Below are 15,909 nucleotides of genomic sequence, written 5' to 3'. Positions count from 1 at the left end.
CAGCTTCGTGATCGTCACGTCGATGTCGTCCAGGTTCATCAGTAGCCCCTTGCTCGTTCGACTGCCTCGCGCGCCGTCTTGGTGTCATGGCACGGGATGCAGAGCAGTTCCTTGTTCTCGGGCTCATCGGATCCGCCAGCCCACAGCGGCTTGATGTGGTCGACCGCGCTGCCGACCGTCGTCTTCCCCTGCCGCTTGCACTCCTGGCACAAGCCGCAGTCACGCTCCCTGATCTCGTTCCGGTCTTTTACGCCCGCACTGCCGCGCTTCCGCTCTACGCGACCCGGCTGAACTTGCAGGGTCGGAACTCGTGCTGATGCAATGGCTTGCAGGCGGGGCTTGAGCGTCTTCAGTCGCATCACTTCGGCTCGATCAGTAGGGCGACCACCTGCATGTACGTGATCTCGCGGCCCTTGTTGCGATGGACAACATACAGCGCGCAATCCTGCAGGTCGCGGTCGCACTCCAGCTGGAATTCGCGGCCGAACCATGCGGCCATCTGCGGCACCAGGTCCCGGCGGCCGTTTGGCTTGGCTAGAACGTGCTGCACGATGCGCTGCTGCTCCACGATTTCGACAGCGGTGGGCGGCTCAATTGCCCGTGCCGGCGAGGTGGCCAGCAGGGCGAGCACGATCAGTCTGCGGATCATGCAATGTCGGTAGTGCGAACGCCGATGCGCAGGGTTTCAATCTGAGCACCCGCGCTTGCCACCGCACCGTTGATGCCCCATTCGAGGATCACGAGCACTTGCGCCGCCTCCGCAATAAACGGCGGGACGGTTAGCGTGCCGGACCAGCTATCGTCTGGCTGGTACAGACCCGTTTCGTCACGCTTGGCATAGTAGTTCTTGCTGTTGTTGGATGCGAACACTTCCACCTTCGTCAGGCTGCCCGGCGTGACGTTGGACACGGCGATCGCCCAATCGATATCAACCTGCTGGCCCACAGTCACACCGTTGATTGTGATGTAAGCGCGGTACAGCTCGACGATGGACGTACCGGACGTCAGGCAGACCTGTGTTTCGAGGGGCACGCCCTGCACTGTACGCGTGCCCTTGCTGCCCGTGACGATGCCGGTCGCGCCGGAGGCGCCAGAAGTTTGCCGCGTCAGAGTGACACCGGTTGCCGCCACGCCGGCAGCGGTGCCGGATTGCGCAACCGAGCCCTTCATGAAGCCATTGCTGAAGCGGTTGCCACTCGGGTTGTAGGTGGCGTCGTACACATCAGCCTGCGAGGTGATGCGCGGGGCGATGGCCGACAGGCGGGGCTTCAGCAAGTCGAGCAGCATGCGACCGATCAGAAATGCGCCGCGCGGCGACGGGTGCAGGCCGTCGTTCGTGTATGCGAGCGCGCTGTTCGTCGAACCCTCGCGGCCGATCGGATAGCCCAGGGCATCGGATTGATCGGTGAACGGGATGGTCGGATCGCACAGTAGTACGCCGGGGGTGCTGCGCGCATAGTTACGTTGCGCGCGCGCCCAGCGTTGCAATGTCAAACGGCGCTCCGGCGTGAGCGCGGTCCCGATGGTGCCCGAATCGTAGAAGCGCGGCAGAATCGGGAGCACGATCGGCGTGATACCTTCCTTCAGTAGGCTGCTACACGTGGCGGTGATGTTGTCGACGATCTGCTTTTCGTCAACGCTCGATTCGTTGAGGTCATTCGTGCCCATGTGGACCGTGCAAAACCGCGCGCCGCGAGCTTTCATGTCAGCAGCAGCGGCAGCAGAGCGGTCGGCAATCTGCTTCGACGTTTGGCCGCTCACGCCATGATTCAAGGCCCGGTTTGTGTACAAGGCGCCATCGGACAGGATCATGAGCCAAGTCAGGAAGCCCTTGCTGCGATATTCAATCTGCGCGCCCGCCCCATTCGAGGTCGTGAACTGCGCGGTGATCGAATCGCCCAGGCCGCCGATGATCGTGCTGCCGGCTGGCGCGCCGCCACCAATCGACAGCTGCTGGCCGTTTTGCGAACTCACTACCGAGACCGAGTTCCCGGCCTGGTCAACCTCGACCATGACCGGGTAACGCTGATTCGGCGGTGCCGGCGGCGCCACGTACGCGACGCCGCCCGTGAGATCGGTAGTGGCCTGTTTCGCGGCGATCAGCCCCGCCTCGGTAGCGGCATCGAGCGTGACGATGGTGTTCGCAGTGTAGATGCCATGCTTGGCGAGCAGTTTGACGGTCATGCCGATGTCCTTTTCATGAATTCTTGGTGGGCGGTTTCGATGCGGTTGCACATCCATTTGTCGAAGCCGATCGATTCCACGTGCCTCCAGTCGCGCCGCAGCTCGACACAGCCGGTCAAAATCTTCGTTACCAGTTTGTCGCCGTCAACGATCAAGTTGCCTCGGCGATCCCGCGCATATACGGCGATCTGGCCGCGCTCCTCGTCAGCGTGGGTGACGTCCTTCATCGGCTGGCCGTCCAATAGGACGCAGCAACGCAGCCACTCCGGGTTGTAGTCCGGGTGGCCTGGATATGCGGACAGGCGCATGGCTTCCTCAGTGGTCGATATCGTTCAGATTGCCGGCGCCGCCAGGGCGTCTAGCTTCAGGGATCAGATCCCAGCCGAGCTGGCGGCGGATCTCGTCCGGCGTGGGCGGTGGGTCGGGCGACAAGATGCGCTGCTCCATGAACGCGCGAACCGATTCCTTCGTCGGGTGCGTAGTGGTGGTCATGGAGCCTCGCGAAAATGGGTGCGTTCAGCGACATCAACGGGGAGGAATCCACCGCCAAACGCAAAAAAGCCCGCGGTTTCAAGCGCGGGCTTTCAGGTGCTCAGACGTATCTCGTAAGTAGCAATTTGTTTCGGCGATAGTTTTTGAGACTATCGAAACTGAGGCGATTTTAGGCCAATGTGTAAAGGCGAGTCACGAACTTATTTGTCTAACTGCACCTTTACACAGTGGCCTGCATCGCTTCGCCAGCCCGGCTGACTGGCGATCCGGCACCGCCATTGTGCACAGCCTTCAGGCTCAACGACAGCGTGTACGCCTTGCGCGCAAAGGCTTTGACGCGGTTGTAGTACGTGGGCCGGCTGATGCCCAGCTCGTCGGCCTTTCGCTTGATGTTGTCAGCTTGCTCGATGTAGTACAGGTTGAAGCAGACCATCGCATCGTGGTGCTCTTTCATGTCCGCCAGCGTGTGCACTGCCATGTTGAAGAACTGCATATCGGCGTTGTTGCGAGCATCTGGCGGCTCGCGCAGTTTGCTCGGCTGCATGACGCCGAGCTGCGACTTCCCGCCAGGCGCAATATAAAAGCGGCGCGTGTAGCACCACTGAACCCAATCCACGCAAAGCTGGTTTAAAAGACGATCATTCATGGTTTTTCCTCCCCGTTAAACCACCTTCATTTTATCCCGGCGGGAACAAATGAAGATTGTCAGCGGGAAAGAATTCACCGTAAAGTTGGCTCAAATGCGCATTGCGGATGACCCAAATGACGTGCATGCCGTAACCATGCAGTCTGCGCGGTGACTTACGCTGCATCCGCACCACTAAAGTTGAGAGTGATGTGTAGGAGCGGAGGTGAAGATTGGTGTAGAGGCCCTTGAGCCATCTTCCGTAGTTGCATACAGAACCGCGCCTACGCAGCTAGCGATCAGGTAGTACTGAACCGCAAGCTCGCTTGAGGTACTTGGATGATTTTCCTCCTTGTTCCGATTGTGCACCGAGATATATTGCTTAAGTTCAACGTTAACGGTATCCTTTTTTGCGCCCCTCACTCAGGCGGGGGAAATATAATTATTTTGAGTTTTATAATGAAAGATCCTAATAAGCCATTTCCATTTAAAGAACTAAAGAAACTAATTAAATCATTTGAGCGTGTGAATTGGGCAGAAGCCGAGATTGACTCTTTAAAACAAATGCTTCGACCTTTATTCAGCGGCCATGTGAAAGACGCTAGAATCATACCTGCCGGAACCCCTATTTATAGAGCGGTGAAATGGAACGATATCCCTGACAATATAAGCAAGTTGACATACCCTCCAAGCGAGTTTGTCAAGAAGCTGGGTCGAGCTAACCGGCTAAATCAATCGATGTTTTACGGTTGTCTAACTGAGGCTCCAGCGTATTTTGAGTTGCGGGTAAACCCGGGCGATAATGTAGCCTTGTCAACTTGGATAACCTCAGAACCTATATTCTTGAACCGTGCGGGTTACTCGACTGACGCGTTTTCCAAACTTGGCTCAAAGCGAACGGCGGAGAAAATACGAGTTCCAGTACAGTATGACACTCCTAGGAATAAGATGGTTGCAGAGTTTTTAGCATCCGAGTTTACGTCCATACTTCCTGCGGATAGAGAAGATCGTTATAAGCTTACAATCGCTATCGCCGAAGTGCTCCATCTAGACGGCATTGACAACATGGATCATCCCTCTATCGAAGGAACGGGCGGATTTTCTGGGATAATTTACCCTACTATTGCGATGGCGGCAAATTCCGACAATATATGCATTACCCCAGCTGCGGCAGATTCGAAATTAAAACTGCGTACGGTCGAGTGGTGCCAAGTCGAATACGTGTACGATGATCTAAATGTTTTAAACACAAATTCCAACTTCGCAAACTCATTCGGTAGAAATGGCGAAATAGAGTGGAAGGGGCGGGTTGGGGAAATTAGGTTACGCCAAGTCTCAGAGTCGCTGGAGAACGGCCAGCGTGTTTTCCGAAACATCCAAAGAGAGATCGTAGCGAAGGAATCATTTGAGCATGGTGCCCGCGTTTTGCGAAATGCGCTGGGGGAACTTTTTCTGAAGGAATAGTGGGTTTCTCGTTGCATAAATGCGCCACCGATTTGTTCATTGTTAAAAAGGTAGTGGCACTATTTTCCTTAGACATGGGTGGGACTGGTTAACTAAACGCGCAGCGTGCCTGTGCGCTGGAACTCGCGGCTGGCTGCCATTGCCGCGCGTGCTATTGCTACATTCGGGACCGAGCGCAGATAGTCTGTCGTTTTCGCCAACCCGTCACGCAGGACCTGCATTTCATCGCCCGTTACGCCGTGCCGGCCAGTGCGCAGGGCCCGCTCCTGGATCGCGGCGCACGCCTGCACCATCGTCTCGGCGATCGGCAGCAGCTCATGGCCGTTTGGCGCGATCCGGCGCGTGAGATCGGCATTCGACAGCATGTCGTAGACGTGCTGCTCCCCGAAATGCGCCGTGCCGAGCGCGGCCGCCGCCATGTAGCCAGGTATTTCCATGCTGGCCGCGTGGCGCATGCCCAGCGGCAGCACGCAGGGCTTCGGGCGGTAGCTTTTGTTGCGCTTTTTCACGATCGATTCTCCTATCGCGGATGATTCCAAATAATCTGCAAATGGCTTAACCATGCGGGCTGCGAAGGTGGTTCGCGCCACTTTCGCGCCACATGGTTTAAACCCGATTCACGCGGCAGTCCTCATGAACTGCTCATGCACGAAGTGGCACGGGCCAACGCGGACATTGGCGGGTGCCAACGGTACAGATTCTCGTAGCCCCGGTAATTGCCCTCGACTGGCGACTTTGAACCGAAGTAGTGCTGCCGTTCCTCGAGCATGCCGGCTCGGACCATGGCGTGCATGGCGTGGCCCCAGCAGCAACCGATGTCATGCAGGATGGCTACAGTGCGGTGAAAGTGGCTGCCCTTGATCCATTCGCCGGGCCGCTTCATGGCCTCGTCGAGAAACGCCTGGCGCACCTCGACCGTCCACGCGCGCACCCACTTGGCCTCGACACTGCGCGGCATGCCACCGACACGGCGCACAGGCGGCGCCGGCGGGGCGAAGAGCTCGAGCTGGCTCATGCCGCGCCCCTCCCGCGTCGATGCGATTCCCATTCGAAGGCGACCATCCGGCCATTGCCCTCGCGCAGGCGATCGAGGACGCGCTCGCCGATCATCTCCTCCAGCGCCGGCAGTGCGAGGTTTGTCGTCAGGATCGTGGGCCGCGACATTTCATAGCGCCCGTCGATGATCTCGAACAGGATTGCCTTCTCCTCGTCGGTTCCGCGCTGCATGCCGGCCTCGTCGAGGATCAGCAGATCGGGCTCGACGAAGTCTCGGATGACCTGCCCTTTCGTTCTCAGGCTGCCCTTCGAATAGGTCTCCTTCACCGTGTCGATCGCCTTCATCGTCTTCACGAACACCGCTTGCCGGCCGCGCGCCATCACAGCATGCGCGATGGCCACGGCCAGGTGCGTTTTCCCGGTGCCGATCGTGCCGCAGAAGATCAGTGATGTCCCGTGCAGCAGTGCCTCGTCGAAGTTTGCGGCATAGCGCTTCGCCGAAGCGAGCGCCCTCTCCTGCCCTGGGTTGGTCGCAACGTAGGTGTCGAACGTCCGGTCGTGGAATTTGTCGGGGATGGCTGCGCGGCCCAGCTTGCGCTGCCACTCCCGGGCGGCAAGCTGTCGGCGCCACTCTTCGCGTTGCTCGTTCTCCCGCGCCGCATCCACCTGGTGCATGCACGAGACACATCCGGACCACTCGCCGCGGATCAGCAGCGACGTGTATTTTCCGTGCACGAGGCATTCGCGCACCTCACGTTCAGAAGCTGCCATCTTGCCCAGCGCCGGCCCCAAAGTCTTGATCTCGGAAACGTCCATGTTGCTGTCCTTTCGGTTGATTTTTTGGGATGGTCCAGTCGGCGGAGAATCGCTCGCTCGGGCCGTAAAACGTTGCGGGTTGAAGAACAAACTGCGGGTCGAGCCTGGTCGCCGCGACGTAAGCGGCATATTTCTTCGTGCCGGCCAGCATTTCCGCTTCGGTGGCGCCTGCCTTCAAACGCGCTGCCCAAGCCTTATAACTGGCGGCCTTCGACGCGCCGGGCCGCTTCGGATATGCGGCCCAGCACTCTTCGAAAGCCTCGGGATACTCGCCCTTGATAGCGATCGGGCGTGCTGCTGCGCGGAGCCTGTCCAGTTCCTGCATGACCGCTGCCTGCCGGGCCCGGTCGACGAACACGCGCGGCGCTTTAATGGCGACAGCGGCCCGCAGCTCGGCGAAGTCGTCGGCGCTCATGGCGTCACTCGCTTGAACTCGACGACCCACACCCAGGGATTGGCGTCCCAGCTGCCGGCGCCGTTGATCTGCTCCCACAGCGCAGCGTAGGACGGCGCAGCATCCTCGAAGCCCCGGCCCATACGCTTCGCCAGATCGAAGATGCTCATGTCGTCCAGCAGACCGTCGCAGGCCTCGATGCCCTCGGCCCAGCAGTCAGCCTCGCTGATCTCCTGTAGCCGCTCCACTCGCACACTGACGATCTCGAGCAGGATGCGGCTGGCGGCACGCGGCATGTGGATGCTTGGCTTCCACTTCAAGCCATATTCCAGGCGCGCCTCGTCGCCGTGACTGCCCGGCGGGCTGTCGGCGGCGAAAGCGTAGCGCTGACGCATGCCTTTCGTGTCACGGTGCTCGACACCGGTACCGTGCAGGTCCATGAATGTCTCGCGCACCCAGAGCCGGCTACCGGGCTGGCCGTACGGCGAATGCTTTTCAGCGAATGCGCGCTGCCCCATGCAGTGGTACACGCCGATGCTCTGGCACTCGGCTATCACGCTATTTCGTTGCTCCGAGGTCGGGAACATGTCTGGACAGACGAACAAATCGCCTGGTTCCGCATCGTAAAAACTCGGCGGGCAGCTCAAACTGACGTACGGCTGACGGCGCAGCGCGCGACGGGTCTGCGTCTTCGTGCCATCCAGCAGCGCGCGCACCATCGGCGTAGAAAACAGAATCGGTCGTTCTTTCATTCTTCAATCCCTCCCAGCAATGGGTGCTGGCACGGATCGCCAGGCACCAACACGTAAATGAATCCCTTTTCGCAGCTCTTCAGGTCGACACGGCTCGCCACCGCCTGCGCCTGGCCGCACACGTCCGACCACTGCCGCTCGAAGATGCAACCGCGGCAGGTTTTTGCCGGCCGGGTCGTGAATTGCAGCGCGGACGGATCGAGCCGGGCAGCATCGCGCCACTCCGACAGATCCACCATGCCCTTCATGCCGAAACGCTTTCCTGCTTGGGCGCGCCCGTGCGCTCGTCGAATTCTCGCCAGGTCATGACGACAGTCCCGTTGCGCTTCACTGGATTGCCATGCTTGTCGACCTTCTGCGTACGGCACATAATCACCGGCTGGCGAACCTCGGCCGGCTGGGCTGCCAGCCAATCGCGACAGAATTGCGGCGCATCCAACTCGGGCGAAACTCGCTCGCTTCGTGTTGCCTCGGCGAACAGCGCTTCAGTCATGGCACGCACCTGCGCACCCCATTCGATGACCGAGTACGTCTTCCCGCCCCCCCCTGGAATCTGCACCGGCACCTTACTTTCAGCCTTCTTTCGGCACGCCGAGCGGCTGATACCGAATACACAAAACGCACCCATGACATTTCCCCTTTACAAAATTTCAGGCAAAAGAATCCCCTGTGCTACCATTGCATAATGGCAAGCAACAATTCCATACATCACTGTTATCTCGGCTATAACGTCGAACTGTGGCCGGAGGACGGCGACGACTTCGACTACGTCGGCTGCTACCGCATCGCTTACGGTGGCGCCACCGTGCACGCCGGCCGCCTCGCCGGGCATGACGATCGGTCTGCCGCGTTGGAGGCGGCGTGGAAGGCTGGCCAGCAGCACGTTGACAGCATCGCAGTGGCCGCTTGACGCATTACAGCGGGATCCTCTTCCGCGTGATCCGGGTGCCGAGCGCAACATGCGTGCGGACGCGCTCCTGCTGCGCCTGGAACTCCGACACCGCTGGTTGACGGCCAGCCGCAGCGGCCTTGAGTTCTTCCTGTCGCTCCTTCACCATCGCCTCGTAGTGCTCGCGCGTGCGCACGTGGCCCGGGTCGTGTTCCAGCGCCTGCTCCATCACGCCCCCGCCCCGATCAGTTCGCGGATGCGCTTCACCGGCATATCGGTCGCTTCGTGCACGCGCAGGATGGTGGTATCGCTGACGGGGTTGTGCCCATGGCGGATCTTGCTGATCGCTGGCTGGGTCACGCCCAGGAGCCGGGCCAGAGCCGCGTCGTTCTTGAGGCGACGGCCCGCCACGATCGTGTCGAACAGCTTGCCGCTGTTGTCTTTGCCCGTCGCCGAGCGGTTGTTGTCGGACATCGTAATTTCTCCTTGTTGTGGTCAGTTGCCTGCTGCGGCTTGCAGCTGGTATTTCGCCCACTCGCCGGCCACCCACTCCACGCCCTTCGGGGTGAACTTGGTCTGCGTATAGGCATGATCGTTTGCGGTGCCGGCCTTCACCTCGAAGCGGCCCGCGGTGAGGTGCTGGGCGTGCGCCGTCCAGTCGCCGTTGAGGCGGTACATGATCTTTCGATCCAGCAGGAACTCGCGGAAGTCGTGCTCGTTCGCGCGCAGCAGTTTGCAGACCTCGCGGAAGCCCTTGCTGCCGGACGACGACGCGACGAAGCGGTCGACGAAGGCCACCTTCGGCGCCTGGGCCTCCACCTGGGCGGCGAGGGCGACACGTTCGCGCTCCGACGACAGGGCCAGCTCGAGCAGCTCCAGGCGGGACAGTTGGGCCGGCGCCGGCGGCGCGCCCTCCAGCTGGATCCACCGGTCGATGATCCGCTTGCGCAGCACGACGTTGTAGCCGGCGATGAGCGTCAGGGTCAGGTCCTTCGGCAGCGCGAACATGGGCTGCGCCTGGCCGTTGCCAGCCGTGTAAGCTGCTGAAAAGTCAGCAGGTTGAACCCCGAGCTGCTGCAGCATCAAGCGCACGTCGGCCATGACGTTGCGGTGCTCCTTGCCGGTCAACTCGGCAATCTCGCGCGTCGTCATGGTGACGCTGTCGATCGTGGTCAGTTCCATTCCGCCCTCCTCGTCCGGCCAGTTGCCGATGACTGTTGATAATCGTGTGATCCAATACCCATAAGGGCTACTTCACAGGCTCGCGCCACTTTCGCGCCGCTGCGAACCCATTTTTGCGGCAATTTCTTCCTGCGCAGCGCTCACCCGGCGCAGATCCTTCTCCAGGTAAGCCATCGTCGTGAGCGGCGACTTGTGCCGCATCACCGCCTGGATCGTCTGGATATTCGCGCCGGCCTCGGACAGCAGCGTGGCGAACGACCCGCGCAGCCGGTGGGGCGTCAGGCCCTTCGTCCTGCACTTCACGTTGGCGATGCGCATCGCGGTGCGGGCGAAGCCGGGCGGCAGCTCGTCGCCGTTCGCCTTCGTGGCGATCAGGCCCTCGTGCTTGCGCAGCGGCGCCAGGTGCTCGATCAGCCAGCCGGGCATCGGCACCGGTTCGGCCTCGCGCCCCTTCGTGATCCCGGGCGTGTATGTGCGGCGCTCCCAGTCGATCCATTCCCAACGCGCGGAGGCCGACTCGCCCTCGCGCAGGCCCGCGCCGAACTGCATGCGCACCGCGGTAGCGATGCCCGGCTCGCGCTTCGTTGCCGCATCGATCTCGGCGAACCACGTCATGGCCACGTCCAGCGGCAGGATGGCGCGCGGCCTCTTCTGCACTTTCAGCATCGCCACCTTCCACGGCAGCTGCGGCAGCACCTCGCGCTTCACCGCCCAGTTCACCACCAGCTTGATGACGCGCAGCCAGTGGTTGACCGTGGCCGGCTCGTGATCGACCAGGTGCTCGTTGCGGGCCTGCTCGATGCGCAGCGTGGTCAGCTCGCTGATCGGCAGCTCGCCCAGCTTGTACAGATGCGGCCGGCGCACCACGTCGACGGAGCGGCGATGGTGCTCGCTGGCGACCGGGCCGCGCGTGTCAGCCCATTCGCGGAACAGCTCGCGCAGCGTTGGCATCGGGTGCCCGCCGTTCGCGCGCAGCACCGCCGCCGTGTGGGCCCGCGCCGCGATCGCTTCGGCCTCGCCTTTCCGAGCGACGCGCGTGCTGCGCTGGATGCGCTGGCCTGCGACCTGGAACCGGTAGTGCCAGATCTTGGATTTCCCGGAACGGAACAGGCTGATGCTCACTTGCGCCTCCGCGACAGCCGATTGGCGCGCAGCATGTCGATGACGATCGCCACCACGGCGAAGCGCACAGCGGCCTCTCGCGACGGGAAGGTGCGCAGGTCGAGGAACGTCGCGGAGGCGAACTCGTGGCGCACATACATCTGGCCGGCATCGGGGCAATGCAGCTTCGGATAGGCGCCGTGCTCGACCATCAGCGGGCCGGCCGCTGCCCAGTCGCCGCACCAGTCCGGCACCATGGCCTGGCCGCGGCTGTTCTGCGCGCCGCCCGGGGGCGTGCCGAGGATGGCGCCGCCGCCGACGAGCGCGAGGTTGCACCAGCCGAGGAGCGTGGCCAGCGAGTAGTTGGCTTGTTCGGTACGGGTCATTCCGGTTTCTCCATCATGCTGGCCAGACGGGCGACGACGCTCTGCAGGGTGCTGTGGACTTCGCGCGCCGCATCGCTGATGCACTTCATTTCATGCGCCTCGATCCGGCCGTCAGCCAGCGCGGCATAGATCGCATTGCCCACGTTGCCGTGCGACCCCACCAGGGCGGCGAACATCTCCAGCACGGCCTGGTCGCCGGCCTCGCCCTCGCCCACCTCGAACAGTGCGAAGCCGTGCGCCGCAGCCAAGGCGCGCAGTGGCTCGTAGCCAACGATCGGCAGGGCCATGTCGAATTCGGCCAGCGAGATCACATTCGTCGCGGTGTTCGGGTTCAGCTTGTTCCGCAAAACTTGCGGTCCCTTCCCCATACGGACGGCCAGCGCTTCAACGCCGCCTGGGTATTCATGTGCCGCCTTGTAGAGCGCGTCGTGAACGTCCATTTAGTCAACCTTGCTAAAAATGAATCTGAAAAGGTCTGTTCCGGCGATACTTCAAATGCAAGACCGCGCGAAAATCAGCTAAAGTACTGCTTACTTTCTTGGCAATGGCCGCGGGGTCGGTAGCGCATCCTCAATGCGCGGTCTCGCACGCCTCAGCTCCGCAACATTCTTCCGACTTGGGGGCTTGCGGTACTCCCGATCAGGTTCTGGTCCGGTCTCCAGCTTTTCGAACACGTCGGGTCGCAGGAGCCTGAGAATCTTGAGCTTGTCCTTCGGGATGCCGGTTTTTGCTGTGCGCCATTGGGACACTGCTGCGAGGGTTACCTCGCACAGATCGGCAACCTTTTTCGTACCACCGAGCTCGTCGATCACTGTCGAGGCGGGAAGAGCGGGTCGTTTCATAACGGCCTTTGTTAAGTTGTTTGCGCTATGTTAAGGCTCCTTAACTTTAAAGTCAACGCTTAACTTAACAAAAGTTGCTTTTGGTAAGCCGTCTTACCACAGGATTTGTTAAGCTAGCTAAATGAAAATGCTATCTGAACGCTTACGTTGGGCCATGCAACAGAAGTCAGCCAAGGAGGGTCGCGAAATCATTGCGGCAGACGTCGCTCGCGCAGCGAGCGTTGCTCCCGCTTCCGTTGCCTACTGGCTGGCTGATACTAACGGTGTCAGCGCCGCAAAGGCCCGCCTCATCGGCGACTTCCTAGGCGTCAATCCAGTTTGGCTGGAAGCCGGTATCGGCGAGCCAACTGCTCAACAAGTCCCGCCTGAACAAGAAGTCAAAGACTTGTTGCAAGATTTCCCGGAATTTAAGCAGGTGGTTCCGGTAGACGAAGATTCATCACTTTTATATACAATCCCGAAAGTAAGACTCAAATTGCAAGCCGGTATAACTGGATTCGAAATGGAGCCTGATCGCCGTGATCACGGTGTGATGGGAATTCCACGTAACTGGACCAATAGAAAGCGTTATAACCCTGAGCATCTGATCGGGATCGACGTGGAAGGCGAAAGCATGGAGCCCACGTTTTATGAGGGCGACGTCGTTGTGGTCAACACTGCAGACAAGCATCCAGTCGATAACGCTGTGTTTGCCATCAACTATGAAGGGCAGGCAGTAATTAAAAGGTTTTTGAAGCGAGCGGGGGCCTGGTGGCTTACGTCCGATAACGAAGACCAAGAGAAATTTAAGCCAATGCGATGCGATGGCCTCCGCTGCATAGTAATCGGACGTGTAGTGCGCCGCGAAGGTGATAACTTTTAAAATTAACAAGATAAGAAAATGCAAGCCAATCACTACCCGACGACTGGGAGGTCGATCGTATTTTTCGATTTCGAAACCACTGGCTTGTGCTCTCGGAATGATTCGATCATCGAGATCGGAGCGGTAAAATATATTCCCGGCGCTGCATCTCATCCGCACATGCAGCAGCTTATAAAGATTGATCGATCTATACCAAAATTTATCAGCCGATTGACAGGCATCACGGATGAGATGCTTGAAAGGGAAGGCCGGCCGATGGAGGAAGTGCTACCGGAGTTTGTTGATTTCATTGGCGACAGTATTGTCGTCGCTTTCAACCTCAATTTCGACGCACGCTTTTTCAACTCGGCAATTGATCGTCATGGGATATCTCCTTTGACCAACCCGGCTGATTGCGCACTCGAACGAGCTCGCGCCGCTTGGCCCCACCTGCCGAATCATAAACTGAGTAGCTTAGCAGAGTACTTAAAGCTTGAAGTTAAGGGCGCGCACCGTGCTCTTAACGATGCTCTGCTCGCCCTAGAAGTCTACTTTCACGCGTTCAACGTCGACAATACTTCACTGCCAGAAGTTAGACCGAGAGGCACAAAGACTGTGGAATTGCCAGATGTGATCCCAGTTATTTCAGGGCCGCGCCAATTTCGTATTGAAGTTCTCGGAACAAAGAAGCACCAAGGCATATTCGAGGCGCTATGCGGCCCCCGCAGCGAACGTGGTGCAGCCCTCGATATCCAGGCAACGCTTCGCGTGGAAGCGCAGTCCAATGTCGTCCGGGTACTCTTAAAAGAAGATTTGGTAGGCAATCTATCCCCACGACTTGCGCAAGACTTTCGCCAGGCACTCGCTGCTGGCGATCTTGCGGAGTTCACGCATTTTGAATGCTCGGCCAAGATACGCGGCGGAAAGATTACGGACTCAAATGCAGATGGGCATTACGTAATGTGGCTCGACATACCACAGGATGATGACTGATCTTTTTCCAGATCCACGCGTGCATTAGTTGTCTTTAAAGCTGTAGGTGTCTCCGCTTCGCTGCGACGTTTTTCTCTTCTGGTTGGTTGAATTTACCTCAACCACCAGAACCTCCTTGCATCACCTCAACGGCATCCTGAGCCTTCACGCGCCAACTCTATCCACAGAGCGCGCGATCCGTCAGCCTTTCGGTCTGGGGCGCTAACTTCGCCACCCCTGTGCGTGTCTCAGACCTTCCCACAGTACGCCTATCCCTACGCGCCTGTCGTTACCCGGAGAGCGCAGCGGTCGATCAACTCGACTGCCGAACTCTACCACTTGTTAAGCTGACTTTACAACTTAAATATTTTCGCCGTCTGCTTGCGCTTTTTATTAAGCTGGCTTACCATTCCTCTTAACAACTCAACGGCACCTAACATGACACCCCTCAACAGCTACTGGCTCACCTTCCGCGACGACTCCGCCGCATGCATCGACGCGGCGAACAGCACCGCAGCGATGAAGGGTGGCGAGCTGCTGCGGGGCCAGGTCGTCGCCAAGTGCGCGCAGTTGCCGAACCCTGCGGAACCTCGGCTCAACACCCTGGTGCCTGGTCCGGCTTACTGCCGCCAGCTCGCGACCTGCGCCGGCTCGTATGCGTGCACTGCGCGCCGCGACTGCGCAGACTAATTCGAAAGTCACGATTCACCGCCGCAAGCGGTGACCAGACATGAGCCTCCTCGTAGCCGGGATCGACCGGCGTAGCGAGAGCATGAGGGGTCTCACGTGTGGTTCTCCCAACGCCAGCCTGACGACGCACAGGCCCAGCCGGACATGGACACCCGGCACCGACAACCCGCCAGGAGAACCACGTGAGCTACATCATCACTGCCCGCTTTGCTGACGGGCGCATCGAGAAGAACGAAGCGATCGGCCGCCTGGTCGCCCTGATCAACGCCGCGTACGACCGCGGCGCCCTGGGCGTCACCGCAATCGTCCACCGCACGCTGCCGGCATCGAGCGAACGCCGCACCGCCCCACTCTAACGAGGAAACCATGAAGAAGATGAACTGCTGGAGCGTCCCGATGGGATGGCTCTTGATGCCCCCGCTCGGCTTTTTCACTGGCGCACTCGTTGTGGCGGCGCGCCTGTGGGTGGGCGCATGAAGCCCGAGGACATCGGCCCGCTGCTCGCGGACGTCGCCGAGATCGCCGTGATCCTCGGCGCCCTGGCCGCCGTGGTGGTGTCGTGGCTGCCATGAACCAGCGGCGCCGGGCCGAAGATCGTGCGCCAGTCGAGGCGCCTTCCGAGTCGCTGTCGCGGCGCGACGCGGCCGAACGCCAGAACCGCGTGCTGCTGCATGCCTGGCAGACGGCGCACCCGGTGCTGTACGAGGGTCGACTGCATCACCTGCACACGCTGCAGTTCCAGAAGCCAGGCGGCGCACCAGAGGTGGTGGTCTACCTGGTCGGAAGTTCTGAGCCGGTCCCGGCCGAAGCGCTGACGCCTTGCCCGCACCACCGCAACACGCAGCGCGACTCGCCGGACACCGAAGACGCGGCGGCCGAGGCCGGCGCACCGAATGAAGAAATGGAGAACGCATGATGGAACAAGAACAAAACCACCTGGCCGGCGCGCGCGATCTGCAGCGCGTGCTGCCAGCCCCCGCCGCAGCGTCGGCACCCGCCGGCTACGTTCGCACCGACGCGCTTGCGCAGCTGCGCGACGAGCACACCTACAGCGTCGGCCTGGTGGTATTCAAGAAGGCGGGCCCAGGCCGCACCGCGATCCGCACGTCGCCATTCGCCGACTGGACGCCGGCGGACGTGCGCCTGCCCCATGACGAGACCCTCGTGCTGATCGCACTAAATGACGACGACGTGTGGACTGGCTACCGCGACGCCGGCATCTGGCGTTACCCGGACCGGACGCCGATCGACGCCGAGCGCGTCACGCACTGGATGCCGCTGCC

The 15,909-nt window shown here is 60.3% G+C and carries 27 protein-coding genes; 8 read left to right on the top strand and 19 right to left on the bottom strand.

All coding sequences use genetic code 11. The features are described 5' to 3' along the window. Positions 1 to 38: 38 nt before the first annotated feature. The 6 genes from ACY65G_RS30425 to ACY65G_RS30400 form a co-directional block, all read right to left on the bottom strand. Positions 39 to 359 (bottom strand): HNH endonuclease, encoded by a 321-nt coding sequence (locus ACY65G_RS30425; RefSeq protein WP_464999532.1) that lies wholly within the window; start codon positions 357 to 359, stop codon positions 39 to 41. Continuing rightward, positions 359 to 649 (bottom strand): hypothetical protein, encoded by a 291-nt coding sequence (locus ACY65G_RS30420; protein ID WP_464999531.1) that lies wholly within the window; start codon positions 647 to 649, stop codon positions 359 to 361. Before ACY65G_RS30420 ends, ACY65G_RS30425 begins: the two co-directional genes overlap by 1 nt. Further along, positions 646 to 2,184 (bottom strand): SGNH/GDSL hydrolase family protein, encoded by a 1,539-nt coding sequence (locus ACY65G_RS30415; RefSeq protein ID WP_465001012.1) that lies wholly within the window; start codon positions 2,182 to 2,184, stop codon positions 646 to 648. Before ACY65G_RS30415 ends, ACY65G_RS30420 begins: the two co-directional genes overlap by 4 nt. Further along, positions 2,181 to 2,492, bottom strand: a complete 312-nt coding sequence (locus ACY65G_RS30410; protein ID WP_465001011.1) for a hypothetical protein — start codon at positions 2,490 to 2,492, stop codon at positions 2,181 to 2,183. The genes ACY65G_RS30415 and ACY65G_RS30410 overlap by 4 nt, the downstream gene beginning before the upstream one ends. Before the next feature lie 7 nt (positions 2,493 to 2,499). After that, positions 2,500 to 2,676, bottom strand: coding sequence for a hypothetical protein (locus ACY65G_RS30405; RefSeq protein ID WP_465001010.1), 177 nt, complete (start codon positions 2,674 to 2,676; stop codon positions 2,500 to 2,502). A 220-nt stretch (positions 2,677 to 2,896) separates the two neighbouring features. Further along, positions 2,897 to 3,322: a hypothetical protein gene (locus ACY65G_RS30400; protein ID WP_465001009.1), complete on the bottom strand. Its 426-nt coding sequence runs from the start codon at positions 3,320 to 3,322 to the stop codon at positions 2,897 to 2,899. Between the two features lie 438 nt (positions 3,323 to 3,760). On the opposite strand from ACY65G_RS30400, the gene ACY65G_RS30395 reads away from it, so the two are divergent. Next, positions 3,761 to 4,765: a hypothetical protein gene (locus tag ACY65G_RS30395; RefSeq protein ID WP_465001008.1), complete on the top strand. Its 1,005-nt coding sequence runs from the start codon at positions 3,761 to 3,763 to the stop codon at positions 4,763 to 4,765. Positions 4,766 to 4,857: 92 nt separating this feature from the next. On the opposite strand, the gene ACY65G_RS30390 is transcribed toward ACY65G_RS30395, so the two are convergent. The 7 genes from ACY65G_RS30390 to ACY65G_RS30360 form a co-directional block, all read right to left on the bottom strand. Further along, positions 4,858 to 5,274, bottom strand: coding sequence for a hypothetical protein (locus tag ACY65G_RS30390; protein WP_465001007.1), 417 nt, complete (start codon positions 5,272 to 5,274; stop codon positions 4,858 to 4,860). Positions 5,275 to 5,396: 122 nt separating this feature from the next. Beyond that, positions 5,397 to 5,780 (bottom strand): hypothetical protein, encoded by a 384-nt coding sequence (locus tag ACY65G_RS30385; RefSeq protein WP_465001006.1) that lies wholly within the window; start codon positions 5,778 to 5,780, stop codon positions 5,397 to 5,399. Next, positions 5,777 to 6,577: an ATP-binding protein gene (locus ACY65G_RS30380; RefSeq protein ID WP_465001005.1), complete on the bottom strand. Its 801-nt coding sequence runs from the start codon at positions 6,575 to 6,577 to the stop codon at positions 5,777 to 5,779. The genes ACY65G_RS30385 and ACY65G_RS30380 overlap by 4 nt, the downstream gene beginning before the upstream one ends. Continuing rightward, entirely contained in the window at positions 6,519 to 6,992 is a 474-nt protein-coding gene (locus tag ACY65G_RS30375) for a hypothetical protein (protein WP_465001004.1), read from the bottom strand. The genes ACY65G_RS30380 and ACY65G_RS30375 overlap by 59 nt, the downstream gene beginning before the upstream one ends. Further along, a complete protein-coding gene (locus ACY65G_RS30370) occupies positions 6,989 to 7,723 on the bottom strand; it encodes a hypothetical protein (RefSeq protein WP_465001003.1) in 735 nt (244 codons plus the stop codon). The genes ACY65G_RS30375 and ACY65G_RS30370 overlap by 4 nt, the downstream gene beginning before the upstream one ends. Next, positions 7,720 to 7,971 (bottom strand): hypothetical protein, encoded by a 252-nt coding sequence (locus ACY65G_RS30365; RefSeq protein ID WP_465001002.1) that lies wholly within the window; start codon positions 7,969 to 7,971, stop codon positions 7,720 to 7,722. The genes ACY65G_RS30370 and ACY65G_RS30365 overlap by 4 nt, the downstream gene beginning before the upstream one ends. After that, the gene (locus tag ACY65G_RS30360) at positions 7,968 to 8,216 is read right to left on the bottom strand and encodes a hypothetical protein (RefSeq protein ID WP_465001001.1); all 249 of its coding nucleotides are present in this window, start codon (positions 8,214 to 8,216) and stop codon (positions 7,968 to 7,970) included. The genes ACY65G_RS30365 and ACY65G_RS30360 overlap by 4 nt, the downstream gene beginning before the upstream one ends. 192 nt (positions 8,217 to 8,408) lie before the next feature. Between ACY65G_RS30360 and ACY65G_RS30355 the strand changes: the two genes are divergently transcribed. Then, positions 8,409 to 8,633: a hypothetical protein gene (locus tag ACY65G_RS30355; protein ID WP_465001000.1), complete on the top strand. Its 225-nt coding sequence runs from the start codon at positions 8,409 to 8,411 to the stop codon at positions 8,631 to 8,633. Between the two features lie 4 nt (positions 8,634 to 8,637). Here ACY65G_RS30355 and ACY65G_RS30350 read toward each other — a convergent pair whose 3' ends face one another. The 6 genes from ACY65G_RS30350 to ACY65G_RS30325 all read right to left on the bottom strand — a co-directional run bounded on the left by ACY65G_RS30350 (position 8,638) and on the right by ACY65G_RS30325 (position 11,721). Continuing rightward, a complete protein-coding gene (locus ACY65G_RS30350) occupies positions 8,638 to 8,841 on the bottom strand; it encodes a hypothetical protein (protein WP_465000999.1) in 204 nt (67 codons plus the stop codon). After that, the gene (locus ACY65G_RS30345) at positions 8,841 to 9,086 is read right to left on the bottom strand and encodes a hypothetical protein (RefSeq protein WP_465000998.1); all 246 of its coding nucleotides are present in this window, start codon (positions 9,084 to 9,086) and stop codon (positions 8,841 to 8,843) included. The genes ACY65G_RS30350 and ACY65G_RS30345 overlap by 1 nt, the downstream gene beginning before the upstream one ends. 21 nt (positions 9,087 to 9,107) lie before the next feature. Continuing rightward, positions 9,108 to 9,794 carry a phage antirepressor KilAC domain-containing protein gene (locus tag ACY65G_RS30340; protein ID WP_465000997.1) on the bottom strand — a complete coding sequence of 229 codons (687 nt, stop codon included), beginning with the start codon at positions 9,792 to 9,794 and terminating at the stop codon, positions 9,108 to 9,110. Positions 9,795 to 9,866: 72 nt separating this feature from the next. Continuing rightward, positions 9,867 to 10,916: a tyrosine-type recombinase/integrase gene (locus tag ACY65G_RS30335; RefSeq protein WP_465000996.1), complete on the bottom strand. Its 1,050-nt coding sequence runs from the start codon at positions 10,914 to 10,916 to the stop codon at positions 9,867 to 9,869. Continuing rightward, entirely contained in the window at positions 10,913 to 11,281 is a 369-nt protein-coding gene (locus ACY65G_RS30330) for a hypothetical protein (protein WP_465000995.1), read from the bottom strand. Before ACY65G_RS30330 ends, ACY65G_RS30335 begins: the two co-directional genes overlap by 4 nt. Then, a complete protein-coding gene (locus tag ACY65G_RS30325; protein WP_465000994.1) occupies positions 11,278 to 11,721 on the bottom strand; it encodes a phage regulatory CII family protein in 444 nt (147 codons plus the stop codon). The genes ACY65G_RS30330 and ACY65G_RS30325 overlap by 4 nt, the downstream gene beginning before the upstream one ends. Before the next feature lie 523 nt (positions 11,722 to 12,244). On the opposite strand from ACY65G_RS30325, the gene ACY65G_RS30320 reads away from it, so the two are divergent. The 6 genes from ACY65G_RS30320 to ACY65G_RS30295 all read left to right on the top strand — a co-directional run. Continuing rightward, positions 12,245 to 12,985, top strand: coding sequence for a S24 family peptidase (locus ACY65G_RS30320; protein WP_465000993.1), 741 nt, complete (start codon positions 12,245 to 12,247; stop codon positions 12,983 to 12,985). 18 nt (positions 12,986 to 13,003) lie between these two features. Then, positions 13,004 to 13,957: a 3'-5' exonuclease gene (locus ACY65G_RS30315; protein ID WP_465000992.1), complete on the top strand. Its 954-nt coding sequence runs from the start codon at positions 13,004 to 13,006 to the stop codon at positions 13,955 to 13,957. Between the two features lie 417 nt (positions 13,958 to 14,374). Beyond that, entirely contained in the window at positions 14,375 to 14,626 is a 252-nt protein-coding gene (locus tag ACY65G_RS30310) for a hypothetical protein (protein ID WP_465000991.1), read from the top strand. 182 nt (positions 14,627 to 14,808) lie between these two features. Then, the gene (locus ACY65G_RS30305) at positions 14,809 to 14,982 is read left to right on the top strand and encodes a hypothetical protein (RefSeq protein WP_464999508.1); all 174 of its coding nucleotides are present in this window, start codon (positions 14,809 to 14,811) and stop codon (positions 14,980 to 14,982) included. Between the two features lie 212 nt (positions 14,983 to 15,194). Further along, positions 15,195 to 15,542, top strand: a complete 348-nt coding sequence (locus ACY65G_RS30300; protein ID WP_465000419.1) for a hypothetical protein — start codon at positions 15,195 to 15,197, stop codon at positions 15,540 to 15,542. Continuing rightward, a partial coding sequence (locus ACY65G_RS30295) for a DUF551 domain-containing protein (RefSeq protein WP_465000990.1) occupies positions 15,539 to 15,909 on the top strand: 371 nt, incomplete at its 3' end. The genes ACY65G_RS30300 and ACY65G_RS30295, both read left to right, overlap by 4 nt.

The sequence above is a fragment of the Pseudoduganella sp. jia 12 genome, assembly GCF_055502675.1.
The sequence above is the reverse complement of the archived record's forward strand: the minus strand, read 5'-3'. Positions and strand labels throughout refer to the sequence as shown.

Coding starts and splice junctions, on each gene's coding strand:
- ACY65G_RS30425 (WP_464999532.1), bottom strand. CDS start 359: ATGCGACTGAAGACGCTCAAGCCCCGCCTGCAAGCCATTGCATCAGCA.
- ACY65G_RS30420 (WP_464999531.1), bottom strand. CDS start 649: ATGATCCGCAGACTGATCGTGCTCGCCCTGCTGGCCACCTCGCCGGCA.
- ACY65G_RS30415 (WP_465001012.1), bottom strand. CDS start 2,184: ATGACCGTCAAACTGCTCGCCAAGCATGGCATCTACACTGCGAACACC.
- ACY65G_RS30410 (WP_465001011.1), bottom strand. CDS start 2,492: ATGCGCCTGTCCGCATATCCAGGCCACCCGGACTACAACCCGGAGTGG.
- ACY65G_RS30405 (WP_465001010.1), bottom strand. CDS start 2,676: ATGACCACCACTACGCACCCGACGAAGGAATCGGTTCGCGCGTTCATG.
- ACY65G_RS30400 (WP_465001009.1), bottom strand. CDS start 3,322: ATGAATGATCGTCTTTTAAACCAGCTTTGCGTGGATTGGGTTCAGTGG.
- ACY65G_RS30395 (WP_465001008.1), top strand. CDS start 3,761: ATGAAAGATCCTAATAAGCCATTTCCATTTAAAGAACTAAAGAAACTA.
- ACY65G_RS30385 (WP_465001006.1), bottom strand. CDS start 5,780: ATGAGCCAGCTCGAGCTCTTCGCCCCGCCGGCGCCGCCTGTGCGCCGT.
- ACY65G_RS30380 (WP_465001005.1), bottom strand. CDS start 6,577: ATGGACGTTTCCGAGATCAAGACTTTGGGGCCGGCGCTGGGCAAGATG.
- ACY65G_RS30375 (WP_465001004.1), bottom strand. CDS start 6,992: ATGAGCGCCGACGACTTCGCCGAGCTGCGGGCCGCTGTCGCCATTAAA.
- ACY65G_RS30370 (WP_465001003.1), bottom strand. CDS start 7,723: ATGAAAGAACGACCGATTCTGTTTTCTACGCCGATGGTGCGCGCGCTG.
- ACY65G_RS30365 (WP_465001002.1), bottom strand. CDS start 7,971: ATGAAGGGCATGGTGGATCTGTCGGAGTGGCGCGATGCTGCCCGGCTC.
- ACY65G_RS30360 (WP_465001001.1), bottom strand. CDS start 8,216: ATGACTGAAGCGCTGTTCGCCGAGGCAACACGAAGCGAGCGAGTTTCG.
- ACY65G_RS30355 (WP_465001000.1), top strand. CDS start 8,409: ATGGCAAGCAACAATTCCATACATCACTGTTATCTCGGCTATAACGTC.
- ACY65G_RS30350 (WP_465000999.1), bottom strand. CDS start 8,841: ATGGAGCAGGCGCTGGAACACGACCCGGGCCACGTGCGCACGCGCGAG.
- ACY65G_RS30345 (WP_465000998.1), bottom strand. CDS start 9,086: ATGTCCGACAACAACCGCTCGGCGACGGGCAAAGACAACAGCGGCAAG.
- ACY65G_RS30340 (WP_465000997.1), bottom strand. CDS start 9,794: ATGGAACTGACCACGATCGACAGCGTCACCATGACGACGCGCGAGATT.
- ACY65G_RS30330 (WP_465000995.1), bottom strand. CDS start 11,281: ATGACCCGTACCGAACAAGCCAACTACTCGCTGGCCACGCTCCTCGGC.
- ACY65G_RS30325 (WP_465000994.1), bottom strand. CDS start 11,721: ATGGACGTTCACGACGCGCTCTACAAGGCGGCACATGAATACCCAGGC.
- ACY65G_RS30320 (WP_465000993.1), top strand. CDS start 12,245: ATGAAAATGCTATCTGAACGCTTACGTTGGGCCATGCAACAGAAGTCA.
- ACY65G_RS30315 (WP_465000992.1), top strand. CDS start 13,004: ATGCAAGCCAATCACTACCCGACGACTGGGAGGTCGATCGTATTTTTC.
- ACY65G_RS30310 (WP_465000991.1), top strand. CDS start 14,375: ATGACACCCCTCAACAGCTACTGGCTCACCTTCCGCGACGACTCCGCC.
- ACY65G_RS30300 (WP_465000419.1), top strand. CDS start 15,195: ATGAACCAGCGGCGCCGGGCCGAAGATCGTGCGCCAGTCGAGGCGCCT.